This window comes from Comamonas sediminis (assembly GCF_041107495.1).
GTDB lineage: Bacteria > Pseudomonadota > Gammaproteobacteria > Burkholderiales > Burkholderiaceae_C > Comamonas > Comamonas sediminis.
On the sequence record NZ_JBGBDC010000001.1, the window covers coordinates 371516 to 384464 of the forward strand.

Below are 12949 nucleotides of genomic sequence, written 5' to 3' on the forward strand. Positions count from 1 at the left end.
CTCTTAAGCAGCCAGCATCAGGTCCAGGTTCTGCACCGCCGCACCCGATGCGCCTTTGCCCAGGTTGTCAAAAATAGCCGCCAGCAGCACCTGGCCCTGCGCCTCATTGTGGAAGACGCTGAGCTGCATCGCATTCGTGCCGTTGAGCAGTTGCGGATCCAGGTGTTTGAGCGCCTTGGTCTCGTCCAGCGACAGAACCTGCACATCGGGCGCCTGCGCATAATGCCGCGCCAGGCAGGCCTGCAGCGCAGCGGCGTCCACACCGGGCGGCAGCAGGCGCAAGGCCAACGGCACCGTCAGCACGATGCCTTGGCGATAGTCGCCATAAGCGGGCACAAACAGCGGGCGCGCGGCCAGACCGGCGTGCAGCGCAATCTCCGGCGCATGCTTGTGCGCCAGCTCCAGCCCATAGACCTGGAAGGCCGGTGCCGGGCTATCGCCACCGCCCTCATGCGCCTCCACCCCAGCGCGCCCGCGCCCGGAGTAGCCAGACACCGCATGCACGCTGATGGGGTAGCTCGCAGGCAGCAGCCCGGCCTGCACCAACGGCAGCAGCAGGCCCACCGCGCCGGTCGGGTAGCAGCCCGGGTTGCTGACGCGGCGGGCTTGCGCAATGCGCGCTGACTGCGCGGCCGACATCTCCGGAAAACCGTAGACCCAATCGGCCTGGGTGCGGTGCGCCGAACTGGCATCGATCACCCGCACGGCAGGATTGACGATGGACTGCACCGCCTCGCGCGCAGCCGCATCCGGCAAGCAGAGGATGGCGATGTCGCAGGCGTTGATGGCTTCGGCCCGGCGCTGGGCGTTCTTGCGCTCTGCCGCAGGCAAGGTCAGCAGGCGGATATCGGAGCGCCCGCGCAGCCGCTCATGGATTTGCAGACCGGTGGTGCCCTGGTCGCCGTCGATAAAAACAAGAGGAGTGCGCATATGCAGATGACTTCCGAGAATGCGGGCGCTGCCCATCGATGAAGCCGCTATGTTCCTCTGCCCTCTAGAATAATGAAAGTTGAATTTCATAAACCAGACATTCAGATTTTCTGAATTTGGAGCCGCGATGCGAGAAATCAGCCTGGACCGTTTGCGCACCTTGGTGGCGATTGCCGACCAGGGATCGTTCATCAAGGCCGCCCATAGCCTGCACCTGGCACCCCCCACGGTCAGCCTGCATATCGCCGAGTTGGAGGAGCGCATTGGCGCGCCGCTTCTGTCGCGCAAGCGTGGCCAGGTCAGGCCCTCGGCCATTGGGGAGGTGCTGGTCGCACGCGCCCGCCGCCTGCTGGGCGATGCCGAGCAGGCGTTGAGCGACATACAACGCCAGGTGCAAGGGCTGGAAGGGCGGGTGCGGCTGGGCGCCTCGACCGGCGTCATCGCCCATCTGCTGCCGCAGGCGCTCGCCGTGCTGCGCGACCAGCATCCCGGCATTGACATACAGATCAGCGTCCAGACCTCGGAAGAAACACTGGCGCGGCTGGTCGATGGCAGCCTGGATGTGGGGGTGACGGCCCTGCCCCAGCCGGCCGTGGCTGGCCTGGTGATCAAACCCTGGCGCCGCGATCCCGTGATGGCCTTTGTGCCTGCCGATTGGAAAAGCCCAGCCCGTATCACGCCCCAGTGGCTTGCCAGCCAGCCCCTGATCCTCAACGATGCCAGCACACGCCTGTCAGGCCAGACCAGCGAATGGTTTGCCGCCGGCGGCCACCACCCGGTGCCACGCATTGCGCTGAACTACAACGACGCCATCAAGAGCCTGGTCGCCGCCGGCTATGGCGCCACCTTGCTGCCGCACGAGGCCACCGCCCCTGCGCCGGATGCGCGCATCGCCATGCGCCCGCTGCGCCCAGCGCTGTGGCGCCGGCTGGGCATGGCCCACCGCGCCGGCTATGTGGAGCCTTCCACCCAGCATGTGCTGGATGTGCTGTGGGGGCTGCGCCTGGGGTGAGAGGCACACCGGCAAGGCCGGGCTGAAAAGCCAGGCCTGTGCAGCACCCCAGCCGCCCAGTCACTCGCGCGATCAACCGGTCCTTGCACTGTCTGGCGCGATGCGCTTTGGGCGCTGCGCCAGCCGCATGCGGCCCGCATTCATCAGCAGCATCCCGGCAATCGCCGCGCCACCGCCACGCAGCAAGGAAGCCGTGACCGGCTCAGCCAGCCACAGGCTGGACAGCAGCATGCCAAACAAGGGCACCAACGACATATAGGCGGCCGCTGCCCCGGCGCCCAGCTCCTGCACGCCCTTCAGGTACCAGGCATAGGTCAGCGCGGTGGCCCCCAGCGCCAGCGCGACCAGGCTGTACCACACCTCGACGCGCACATGCACCAGGCCTGCCCAGGCGCTTGGCCCCTCCGCCACCAGACTGGCGCCCAGCAGCAACAGCGCGCCGATACTGGCGGTCGCAGCCGTCGTGGTGAGCGGATCGATGCTGGCCAGCACCAGGCGGCCCAGCAAGGTATAGCCCACCCAACAGGCCGCGCAGCCCAGCAGCAGCCATTCGCCGGCCCCCGCAGCGCTACCCTGGGCCCAGCCCCAATGGCCACCGCTCAGGGCATACAAGGCGCCGCCCACCGCCAGCCCCAGGCCGATAAAAATGGGCAGATTGATCCGTTCACGAAACAGCAGCACCGCCAACAGCATCGTCAGCACCGGGTTGAGCGCAACCACCATCGCCGCCTTGCCTGCGGGCACGGTTTTGAGCGCCAGCAAAAAGAACAGCGAGTAGCCCAGCACGCCCACCGCCGACGCAGCCGCCAGCCCGAGCCACTGCCGCCACGCCAGATGCCACAAACGGCCCATGCGCCCGGAATGGCCTAGCCACAGCAGCAGCACGGCACTGGCCAGCAAAAAACGCAGACTGGCCGCAGCCAGCGGCGGCATGGCCTGCGCCACAACGCGGCCCCAGGGCCAGGATGCGCCCCACAGCGCCGCCATGCCGATAAGACCCAGATGGGTGGAGTATTTGGAGGAGTTCATGCGCTGTTACTATCCGCTAATCACCATTGATGGTCGAATGAGCAAATACTCATAGGCCATGTACCTGGTTTCCGCCATGACCTTCACCCAGCTCCACGTGTTTGCCACCCTGGCCAAGGTGGGCAGTTTTTCCCGCGCCGCAGCGGCCCTCGGCATCTCGCAAAGCGGGGTGAGCCATGCGATCAAGCAGCTCGAGGCAGCTTGGTGCGTCAGCCTGTTCAGCCGCGACGGCGCAGCGGTCAGCCTGACGGAGGTCGGCAGCCGCCTGCTGGTGCGCGCCCAGGACATGCTGCAGCAGCAAGAAGCACTGTTACAGGAAGCACAGGCTGCGCAGGGCGTGGCGCGCGGGCGCCTGCATATCGCGTCGTTTGGCGCGACCTCCTCGCTGCGCCTGCTGCCGCAGTTGCTGGCAGCCTTTCGGCAGGCGCATCCGCTGGTCGAGGTGCATATCGAAGAAGCGGTGGACAGTGTGGTGCTGCAGTGGCTGCTGGAGCGCCGCGTGGAGCTGGGCTTTGTGGTCTTGCCCGATGAGCGTTTTGACACCGTAGCGCTGCTCGAAGACGAGCTCGTGGCCGTACTGCCTGCGGCGCACCCCCTGGCCCAGAAGGCCAGCATCAGCGCGCTGGATTTCCATGGCCAGCCATTTATCCGCACCTCCGCAGGCTCGGGCCCCCGGGTCGATCTCTTTCTGGGCCAGAAGGGCTCGGTGCCCAACACCTTGTACCGGTTTGAACAACTCAGCTCGATGATGGGCTTTGTCGCCCAAGGCGATGCGCTGACGATTGCCGCGCGCCTGGCACTACCTGCGCCACCGGCCGGCGTCGTCTACCGCCCGCTGGCGCCGCGCAACCACCGCCACATCGCGCTGGCGGCGCTGCGCTTTGACCGGCTATCGCCCGCAGCGGCAGCCTTCGTCGAGTCCACCCGAAAAGCCCGCAAGCGCCTGGTGATGGAATAAAGCGCCTGGGTGCCAGGAGCAGGCCAGTTACTCCCCGCTCAGCGCAATCACCACGGCCGAGGGCTCCACCGTCACCTGCACCGCAGAACGCACACGCAGCGACGATGCCTGGCGGCTGAAACCCACCAGTTGCACGCCGGACTGCAGGCGCACGGCCAGCTCCTGGACCGTGCCACCCCGCGTGGCACGCGTGACGGCGCCCTGCCAGCCATTGCCGCCCGGCGCCAGCGCGGTGGCCCCGGATGCGGCCTGCACCGTCACTGCGGTGGCCTTGCACATGGCCAGCACCGGTAAGCCCTGGCGCAGGCCCAGCAGCTGCGCGCTCTCGTCGGTGATGTGGGATTGCAGCCCAAATTGCGCCCCGGCAGCGGCGCCCTGCAGCTGGACCTGCACCAGCGGGCCGCTGCGGCTGAGCTGGGCCACCACGCAGGGCCATTGGTTGCGCATGCTGGTCATCACCTGCAAACGCGCCAAGGTGGTGGCGACGGAGATGCCTGCAGCCCCGGCAGTGCGCGCCTGGGGGTCTGCGGCCACCGGCAGTTGCCGCGCATGCTCCAGCTGCACATGCAATTGCTCGCGGGCCTGGCCCATGGCATTGGCCGCTTCGAGCAGCAGCAACGCATCGGCCGTGAGCTGGGCGCCCCCGCCGCCCCTGCCACCCACGCTGCGCTGCACCAGCTCCACGCCTGCCAGGTTGGACAAGGTATCCAAGGCTTGCCAGGCCGCCTTGTAGCTGATGCCCACGCGGCGCGCGGCCTCCGAGATGGAGCCGCATTCCTGGATATGGCGCAGCACGTCGATGCGGCGGTCAGAGCGCTTCTCGGAGAGCGCGGCGGCGAGCGATGCTTGGGGAATCATGGCGCGAATCTTCGCATGCTTTACCACCCGGTGCAGATGCCCATATCGCCACACCAGACATGCAACGCGCGCAATAGCGTGGCAACGCGGCGGCCTATGCCCCCCACCATTTGGCAGGTCCCCGCAATCTCGTTACACTCGCGCTATTCACTAACAGAATAGCGACCTGACGACTGCCATGACCGCACACCGCCTTGCCCCTCTCGCCCTGTCCCTGTTGGCAGCCTTCGCAACCGGTGCCCATGCCGACGAAGTCTCGGTGGCCGTCGCTGCCAACTTCACCGCGCCGATGCAAAAGATTGCCGCCGCGTTCGAAAAGGACAGCGGCCACAAGGCGGTGCTGTCGTTTGGCGCCACCGGCAAGTTCTATGCGCAGATCAACAACGGCGCGCCATTTGGCATTTTGCTGGCCGCCGACGACACGACACCGGCAAAGCTGGCCCAGGAAGGCAAGGGCGTGGCCGCCAGCCGCTTCACCTACGCAATTGGCCAGTTGGTGCTGTGGAGCAGGCAGGCCGGCTATGTGGACGACACCGGCGCCGTGCTCAAGACTGGCGACTACCGCCACATCGCCATCGCCAACCCCAAGCTGGCCCCCTACGGCCTGGCCGCGATGGAAACGCTCCAACACCTGGGCCTGACCGACGCGGTGACGCCGAAGATCGTGCAAGGCGAGAACATCGGCCAGACCTACCAGTTCGCAGCCAGCGGCAATGCCCAGCTGGGTTTTGTGGCACTGTCGCAGGTGATGGAAGACGGCAAGCTGCGCGAGGGCTCGGCCTGGATTGTTCCATCGGCCATGCATGAACCCATCCGCCAGGACGCGGTCTTGCTCAACAGCGCCAAGGACAATGCTGCCGCTACTGCCTTGATGCAATACCTCAAGGGTGACAAGGCGCGCGCGATCATCCAATCCTACGGCTACGCGTTTTAAGAGACGGGTGGAGAACGCGGCCCGCCCGCACGCTGGCCGGTCCTGGTCAGCCAGACGGAAGCTGAGCGGCCAGCCTTTATGCCACCCGCGAGCCAGCGGCTTCAGCGCGTGGGCCCGGCTACACATTCCGCTTGCCGCGCCCGCGCTGAGCGTGCACCATGGGCGCAGCGCCCTCCCCCTTGTTGCCACCTTGCCAGCCCCCGCCTGCCGTGAGTACTTCCTTTCTCAGCCCCGACGATTGGGCCGCCATCTGGCTGACGCTTGAGCTCGCCAGCTTCACGACGATCTTGCTGCTGGTGCTGGCCACGCCGCTGGCCTGGTGGCTGGCGCATACGCCATCGCGCTGGCGCGGCCCCATCGGCGCGGTGGTGACGTTGCCGCTGGTGCTGCCCCCCACGGTGATTGGCTTCTACCTGCTCATCACGATGGGCCCCAACGGCCCGCTGGGCCAGCTCACCCACGCGCTGGGCCTGGGCTATCTGCCGTTTACCTTTGCCGGGCTGGTGGTGGGTTCGCTGGTCTATTCGCTGCCCTTCGCAGTGCAGCCGCTGCAGCGGGCATTCGAGGGCCTGGGCCGCCGCCCATTGGAAGTGGCCGCCACCCTGGGCGCAAGCCGCATCGACAGCTTCTTCAGCGTGGCGCTGCCGCTGGCGCGCCCCGGCTTCATCACCGCTGCCGTACTGACCTTTGCCCATACCGTCGGTGAGTTCGGTATCGTGCTGATGCTGGGCGGCAATATCCCTGGCAAGACGCGCGTGGTTTCGGTACAGATCTATGACCACGTGGAAGCACTGGAATACACCCAGGCGCACTGGCTGGCGGGTGGCATGGTGGTGTTTGCCTTTGTGGTGCTGGTGGCACTGCAATGGCTGCAACCCCGGGACAAGAACCACGCGAGCCCGCTATGACGCACGTCCAGAACATCTATAACGGCATTCACGCGCGCCTGCAGCTGCAGCGCGCCTCGTTCCAGTTGCAGGTCGAGCTGCAGCTGCCCGGCCAGGGTGTCACCGCGCTGTTTGGCCCCTCGGGCTGCGGCAAGACGAGTTGCCTGCGCGCCATCGCAGGGCTGGAGCGTGCCCAGGGCGAGGTCTCTGTCAATGGCGAGCGCTGGCAGGACGACGACAGCGGCCACTGGCTGCCCACGCACCAACGCGCGCTGGGCTATGTCTTTCAGGAGGCGAGCCTGTTCCCGCACCTGAGCGCCCATGACAACATCCGCTACGGCCTGCGCCGCACACCGGCGGCGCGCCAGCGCGTGCAACTGGAGCGGCTGGTGGAGCTGCTGGGCATCGGCCCGCTGCTGGCGCGCAAGCCCGCGACCTTGTCGGGTGGTGAGCGCCAGCGGGTGGCCATTGCCCGTGCGCTGGCCACCAGCCCGCGCGTGCTGCTGATGGACGAGCCGCTGGCCGCGCTGGATGCCGAACGCAAGGCCGAGGTGCTGCCCTACCTCGACCAGCTCAGCGCGCAGCTCCAACTGCCGATTCTTTATGTCAGCCACTCGATCGACGAAGTGGGCCGCCTGGCCGACCAGGTGGTGCTGCTGCAGGCGGGCCGTGTGGTGGCACAAGGGCCGGTGGCAGAGCTGCTGAGCCAGCTTGATACACCGCTTGCGAAAACCTTGCCCGATGCACAGCAGGCCAGCATCCTGGAAGGCCTGGTCTGCGGCCACGATACGCAGGACCACCTGTGGTCGATGCAGATACCGGGCACCCCCCCACAGCAATTGCACTGGACGCAGGCCGATGCCCACTACCAGCAAGGTGAGCGCGTGCGTCTGCGGGTCATGGCACGCGATGTCAGCCTGTCGTTGATGCCACAGGCGGGCAGCTCCATCCTCAACAGCCTGCCGGCCGTGGTGACGGCGATGCAGGCCAGCAGCCCGGGCCAGGTGCTGGTGCAGCTGCGCCTGGCGCCCGGTGGCGCCGACGGCGCGCCCCATCTGCTGGCACTGGTGTCTGCCCGCTCGGCGCGCCTGTTGCAGCTGACGCCGGGCCTGCTCGTGCATGCCCAGCTCAAGGGCGTTGCGGTCCTGCGCTGACCGCCAGAGCCACTGGCGCCTGGCGCCAACAACAAAAAAAGCCCGGACGCATCCGGGCTTTGTCGTTCCAGGTGGGGCCGTTTAAGGGGCCAGCACCACTTCCACGCGGCGGGCTTGGGCATTGTTGCCAGCGTTTTCCACCGCTTCGGGCTTCTTCAGCTCCAGCTTGTCTTCGGTCACGCCCAGGGCCAGCAGCGCATCACGCACGGCAAAGGCGCGTTGCTTGGCCAGCTCGGCGTTCTTGTCCGCGTCGCCGGTGGCATCGGTGTAGCCCGAGATAACCGCACGTTGACCGGCTTTGACGCCAGCGATCACGTCCACCAGCGCTTCGTTGGCGCCCGCAGCCAGCTCGGCCTTGGCGGTGGCGAAGTAAAACTTGACCACACCATTTTCGATGACCACGGCGGCGGCATCGTCGGCAACCACGGCAGCGCCGTTGGCAGCAGCAGCGCCGGCCGCGCCAGCGGCATTGGCCGCCTCAGCAGCACGTGCGGCGGCCACGGCAGGAACGGTACCGCCCAACACCGCACCGCGCTTGGCGCCATCGGCCGTGGCGGTCACGGCGGCGTTGCCGGACTTGGCTCCATGGATGCCCTTGTAAGCACCGAACCAGACGACACCCAACACCACCAAAATGATCAGGGCAAAAACCAGGCCCAAGGCAAAGCGCTCATCACCGTCATTATTTTGCGAAGAACTCACGGTCAGACTCCAGGCACCCGTAGTGCGTAAAAAGACAGAAAAGGAAAATGTTTTGGCAGCAGGCCAGGCCCCCAAGAGCTCCGCCGCTACTGCCAGGTACGCGCGAGATTGTACATGGCAGCACCGCGCCTGCGTGTCGAACCGGCAGCGGCGGCGAACGCCCCCAGCGCCGGCGATCTACGGGTCTGACCGGTAGCGAACGCCCGCCAGTCGCTTGAAAATAGATAGCAGCACATGCCGACACCATGCCGCTCCACTAGTAGTTACCCTTGATTTTGCGGCAGGCGCACAAAAAAATTTTCTTCCTTGCTCCTGTTCACAACATCGACGCATCAATTTGTAGGGCAAAAGGCATAGTTATTCGTAAAATCAGTGCTTTTCGAAAAAGTGCATTTGCTTACCAGCATTGAGCACTTATTACAGGACTAGCCAACCATTGGAGACACCATGCAGGCTTTACTCGCCCTATCCAGGGCCATAGACAGGCTCAACGCCTTCGTCGGCAAATATTCGATATGGCTGATCTTTGCCGCCACCTTCATCAGCGCGGCCAATGCCATTGTCCGCAAGGCCTTTGACGCCAGTTCCAACGCTTTTCTGGAAGTGCAGTGGTACCTGTTCGCGTGGTCCTTTCTGCTGGCCGCCGGCTACACCTTGCTGCACCGGGAGCATGTCCGCATCGATGTGATCAACTCACGCCTGTCCAAGACCAAGCAGGTCTGGATCGACATCATCGGCTTTGCGCTGTTCCTGACGCCGCTGTGCCTGACCATTCTGTGGCTGAGCATGCCCGTGGTCATTCAGATGTACCAGTCCGGTGAAATGTCCGGCAACCCGGGCGGCCTGATCCGCTGGCCCGTATGGGCCGCCATTCCTGTCGGGATCACCTTGCTCATGCTGCAGGGCCTGTCCGAGCTGGTCAAGCGCATCGCCTTTTTGACCGGCGACGGCCCCGATCCAATGGGCAAGCTCAGCGACAAGAGCGCCGAGGAAGAGCTGGCAGAGGCACTGCGTGCCGAAGCTGAAATCAAGCAGGCGCAGGCCGCCGCAGCCCAAGCTGCCGCGCGCCAGGTCTAAGGCCGGCCAGAGGACCTCACATGGACTTTATCGTTACCAACTACGCCCCGATCATGTTCGCGGGCCTGATCGTCTTCCTGCTGCTCGGCTTCCCGGTGGCGTTCAGCCTGGGCGCTGCCGGCCTGATGTTCGGCTTTATCGGCATTGAGCTCAATGTCTTCCCCTCGTCGGTGATGGCCTGGTTGCCCCAGCGCCTGATCGGCATCATGGCCAACGACACCTTGCTGGCCGTGCCCTTTTTCACTTTGATGGGTTTGATACTGGAGCGCAGCGGCATGGCCGAGGACTTGCTCGACACGGTGGGCCAGGTCTTTGGTCCGATCCGGGGCGGTCTGGCGCTCGCCGTGATCTTTGTCGGCGCACTGCTGGCCGCCACCACCGGCGTGGTGGCCGCATCGGTCATCTCGATGGGCCTGATCTCGCTGCCCATCATGCTGCGTTATGGCTATGACCGGCGCCTTGCATCGGGCGTGATTGCCGCGTCGGGCACGCTGGCCCAGATCATTCCCCCATCGCTGGTGCTGATCCTGATGGCCGACCAACTGGGCAAGAGCGTGGGCGACATGTACAAGGGCGCCTTCATCCCCGGCTTCATGCTGATGGGTCTGTATGTGTTGTGGGTCGCGTGTTTGGCGATCTTCAAACCCAAGATGGTGCCAGCCTTGCCTGTTGAGGCCCGTATCTACCGCGAAGCCAATGGCAACGCCGGCTACACCTCGCTGATCGTCGTGATGGGCCTGTCGACCATTGTGGCGATCTTCCTGGCCAACCATATGGCTGACATCCACACCTGGTGGGAAGGCAAGCTGGTCACCGATGTGGCCACCGACGAAAAGATCGTGACGGCCATGTGCGGCGGCACCTTCATCGCCTTCGTGATCGCGTCGATCAACCGCATCTTCAAGCTGGGGCTGCTGTCCAAGCTGGCCGAGCGCGTGACCTTTGTGCTGATCCCGCCACTGCTGCTGATCTTCCTGGTGTTGGGCACCATCTTCCTGGGCATCGCCACCCCCACCGAAGGCGGCGCGATGGGTGCGATGGCTGCCCTGATCATGGGCTTTGCCCGCAAGCGCCTGAACATGAACCTGCTCAAGCAGGCGCTGGGCTCAACCACCAAGCTCGCCAGCTTTGTGATGTTCATCATGATTGGCGCAACCACCTTCAGCCTGGTGTTCCAGGCCGCTGACGGCCCCAAGTGGGTCGAGCACCTGCTGACCAGCCTGCCAGGCGGCCAGACCGGCTTCCTGATCGTGGTCAACATCATGATCTTCTTCCTGGCCTTCTTCCTGGACTACTTCGAGCTGTCCTTCATCGTTGTGCCGCTGCTCGGACCGGTGGCCGACAAAATGGGCATCGACCTGATCTGGTTCGGTGTGCTGCTGGCGGTCAACATGCAGACTTCGTTCATGCACCCGCCATTCGGCTTTGCACTGTTCTTCCTGCGTTCGGTGGCGCCTGACAAGCAGTATGTGGACCGGGTCACGCACAAGGTCATCGAGCCGGTGACCACGATGCAGATCTACAAGGGTGCCGTGCCGTTTGTGCTGATCCAGCTGGTCATGGTGGGTGTGCTGATCGCCTTCCCCGGCATCGTCACCGGCGCATTGGATAAGCCGGTAGCCGTCGATATGCAGAAGGTCAATGAGCAGATGATGAACCAACTGGGCAATGCGGACGGCGGCTACGGGGACAACCCGTTTGCCACCCCGGATGCCCCTGCCGATGCAGGTGCAGCAACCGGTAGCGATGCAGGTGCAGTGCCAGCACCTGCTGCAGAAGGCTATGGCTCGGACGACCCGGCCAAGGCCCTGCAGGACTCGTTGGGCACCGCCCCCGCTGCCGAAAGCAAATAAAGGGCTCCCAGCCCATCCCCCCGAACCCTGGCTTGCCAGGGTTTTTTTATGGCTGCCTGCAGCGGGGCCCAGCCTCTTCTATGCGCCGGCTGCCCGCCCCCCTGCAGCCCCTCTGAATACGCCAGCGGAGCACCAGCACCTGCCTGTGCCCCACAGACGCAAAAAAGCCGCAGCAAGCTGCGGCTCTCACCTTGCACTGCCAAACCTCTAGAGGCCCGGCGCCAGCGGCTATCAGGGCAGTTTGACCTGGGCCATGTACTGGTTGAATGGGTACTCGGAGAAGCGGTTCCACAGGATCTGGTCCTTCTGGAAGGCGCGCATGTCCTGGTGGATCTTCTTGAACTCGGGCGAGCGCGCTTCGTGCTCGGCAAAGGTTTCCATCGAGGCCTTGAAGCCGGCGTCCATCAACTCCTTCGAGAAAGGCTTGAGCTGGGTCTTGTTGGCCACCAGGTTCTTCAGCGCGATGGGGTTGAGCACCTGGTACTTGGCGGTCATGTCGGCCGCTGCCACGCGGGTGGCGGCATCCAGGATGGCCTTGTTCTCGGGCGACAGCGCGTTGTACTTCTTGATGTTGATGAAGAACTCCAGATCGGCCGAGCCTTCCCACCAACCGGGGTAGTAGTAGAACGGCGCGACCTTGTTGAAGCCCAGCTTTTCATCGTCGTAAGGACCGACGAATTCCACGGCGTCCAAGGTGCCCTTTTCCAGCGCCTGGTAGACGTCGCCGGCAGGCATGTTCTGCGCCACCACGCCCAGCTTGGCCATGGCCTCGCCGAACACGCCGCCGCCCATGCGCATCTTCAGGCCCTTCAAGTCGGCCACGGTCTTGATTTCCTTGCGGTACCAGCCGCCCATCTGGGTGGTGGTGTTGCCGGCCGATGCGGTCTTGAAGTTGTACTTTTCAAAGAACGCGTCGAGCAGCTTGCGGCCGTTGCCGTGGTCCTTCCAGCCCGCCATCTGCAGGGTGGTCAGGCCAAAGGGCACCGCGCAGCTGAACGCGAAGATCGGGTCCTTGCCGGTGAAGTAGTAGGCCGCCGTCTGGGCCATGTCGATGGTGTCGCCCTGCAGCGCATCAACCACGCCGAACGCGGGCATCAGCTCGCCTGCGGGGTGGACCGAGATTTCAAACTTGCCGCCCGACATGGCCTTGACGGCCGAGGACAGCTTTTCAGCAGAACCGAAGATGGTGTCAAGCGACTTGGGGAAGCTCGACGCCAGGCGCCAGCGCACTGCTGCCTGCGCATGCACCGCCGGCGCTACGCCAGCAGCCAGCACGCCAGCAATACCGGCATTTTTGATAAGCGAACGACGATCCATGTATGTCTCCAAGTATTTGTAGAAAGTAAAGGTAGCTATCCTGCCATAGGCAAGAGCCGCTTTGAGCTTTGCAAATTGTAGAAATGGTTGCAGTAGTGACTTCAGCGGGTTTTCCCCAGCGTAGGACCCAGGATTTTGTTCGCATTGCGCCACAAGCGAGGCAGAACCAGCAGCGGCGCCGCCGCAGCGCTTTCGCAGGCAACAAAAAGCCCGGTACACCATGACCGGGCTTGTCGCT

The 12949-nt window shown here is 64.7% G+C and carries 12 protein-coding genes; 7 read left to right on the plus strand and 5 right to left on the minus strand.

What is annotated here, in order from left to right:
• Positions 1–3: 3 nt before the first annotated feature.
• Positions 4–930 carry an N-acetyl-gamma-glutamyl-phosphate reductase gene (gene argC, locus AB7A72_RS01590; RefSeq protein WP_369458822.1) on the minus strand — a complete coding sequence of 309 codons (927 nt, stop codon included), beginning with the start codon at positions 928–930 and terminating at the stop codon, positions 4–6.
• A gap of 127 nt (positions 931–1057) precedes the next feature.
• Here argC and AB7A72_RS01595 point away from each other — a divergent pair, with 127 nt between their 5' ends.
• Complete coding sequence (locus tag AB7A72_RS01595; RefSeq protein ID WP_369458823.1) at positions 1058–1942, plus strand: LysR family transcriptional regulator; 885 nt, start codon at positions 1058–1060, stop codon at positions 1940–1942.
• Positions 1943–2014: 72 nt separating this feature from the next.
• Here AB7A72_RS01595 and AB7A72_RS01600 read toward each other — a convergent pair whose 3' ends face one another.
• Positions 2015–2971, minus strand: a complete 957-nt coding sequence (locus AB7A72_RS01600; RefSeq protein WP_369458824.1) for a DMT family transporter — start codon at positions 2969–2971, stop codon at positions 2015–2017.
• A gap of 76 nt (positions 2972–3047) precedes the next feature.
• On the opposite strand from AB7A72_RS01600, the gene AB7A72_RS01605 reads away from it, so the two are divergent.
• Positions 3048–3929, plus strand: a complete 882-nt coding sequence (locus AB7A72_RS01605) for a LysR family transcriptional regulator (RefSeq protein WP_369458825.1) — start codon at positions 3048–3050, stop codon at positions 3927–3929.
• A 27-nt stretch (positions 3930–3956) separates the two neighbouring features.
• On the opposite strand, the gene AB7A72_RS01610 is transcribed toward AB7A72_RS01605, so the two are convergent.
• Positions 3957–4787 (minus strand): TOBE domain-containing protein, encoded by an 831-nt coding sequence (locus AB7A72_RS01610; RefSeq protein ID WP_369458826.1) that lies wholly within the window; start codon positions 4785–4787, stop codon positions 3957–3959.
• Between the two features lie 178 nt (positions 4788–4965).
• Here AB7A72_RS01610 and modA point away from each other — a divergent pair, with 178 nt between their 5' ends.
• The 3 genes from modA (at position 4966) to modC (ending at position 7762) form a co-directional block, all read left to right on the plus strand.
• Entirely contained in the window at positions 4966–5721 is a 756-nt protein-coding gene (modA, locus tag AB7A72_RS01615) for a molybdate ABC transporter substrate-binding protein (protein WP_369458827.1), read from the plus strand.
• Between the two features lie 209 nt (positions 5722–5930).
• Positions 5931–6629, plus strand: coding sequence for a molybdate ABC transporter permease subunit (modB, locus tag AB7A72_RS01620; protein WP_312409698.1), 699 nt, complete (start codon positions 5931–5933; stop codon positions 6627–6629).
• On the plus strand, positions 6626–7762 hold the full coding sequence (modC, locus tag AB7A72_RS01625) for a molybdenum ABC transporter ATP-binding protein (protein WP_369458828.1): 1137 nt from the start codon (positions 6626–6628) through the stop codon (positions 7760–7762). Before modB ends, modC begins: the two co-directional genes overlap by 4 nt.
• Before the next feature lie 81 nt (positions 7763–7843).
• Here the strand turns inward: modC and AB7A72_RS01630 are convergent, their stop codons facing one another.
• The gene (locus AB7A72_RS01630) at positions 7844–8464 is read right to left on the minus strand and encodes an OmpA family protein (protein WP_239811367.1); all 621 of its coding nucleotides are present in this window, start codon (positions 8462–8464) and stop codon (positions 7844–7846) included.
• Between the two features lie 447 nt (positions 8465–8911).
• On the opposite strand from AB7A72_RS01630, the gene AB7A72_RS01635 reads away from it, so the two are divergent.
• Complete coding sequence (locus AB7A72_RS01635; RefSeq protein ID WP_230771442.1) at positions 8912–9541, plus strand: TRAP transporter small permease subunit; 630 nt, start codon at positions 8912–8914, stop codon at positions 9539–9541.
• A gap of 20 nt (positions 9542–9561) precedes the next feature.
• On the plus strand, positions 9562–11394 hold the full coding sequence (locus AB7A72_RS01640; RefSeq protein ID WP_239811366.1) for a TRAP transporter large permease: 1833 nt from the start codon (positions 9562–9564) through the stop codon (positions 11392–11394).
• A gap of 231 nt (positions 11395–11625) precedes the next feature.
• Here AB7A72_RS01640 and AB7A72_RS01645 read toward each other — a convergent pair whose 3' ends face one another.
• On the minus strand, positions 11626–12711 hold the full coding sequence (locus tag AB7A72_RS01645) for a TRAP transporter substrate-binding protein (RefSeq protein WP_133858059.1): 1086 nt from the start codon (positions 12709–12711) through the stop codon (positions 11626–11628).
• Positions 12712–12949 lie beyond the last annotated feature (238 nt).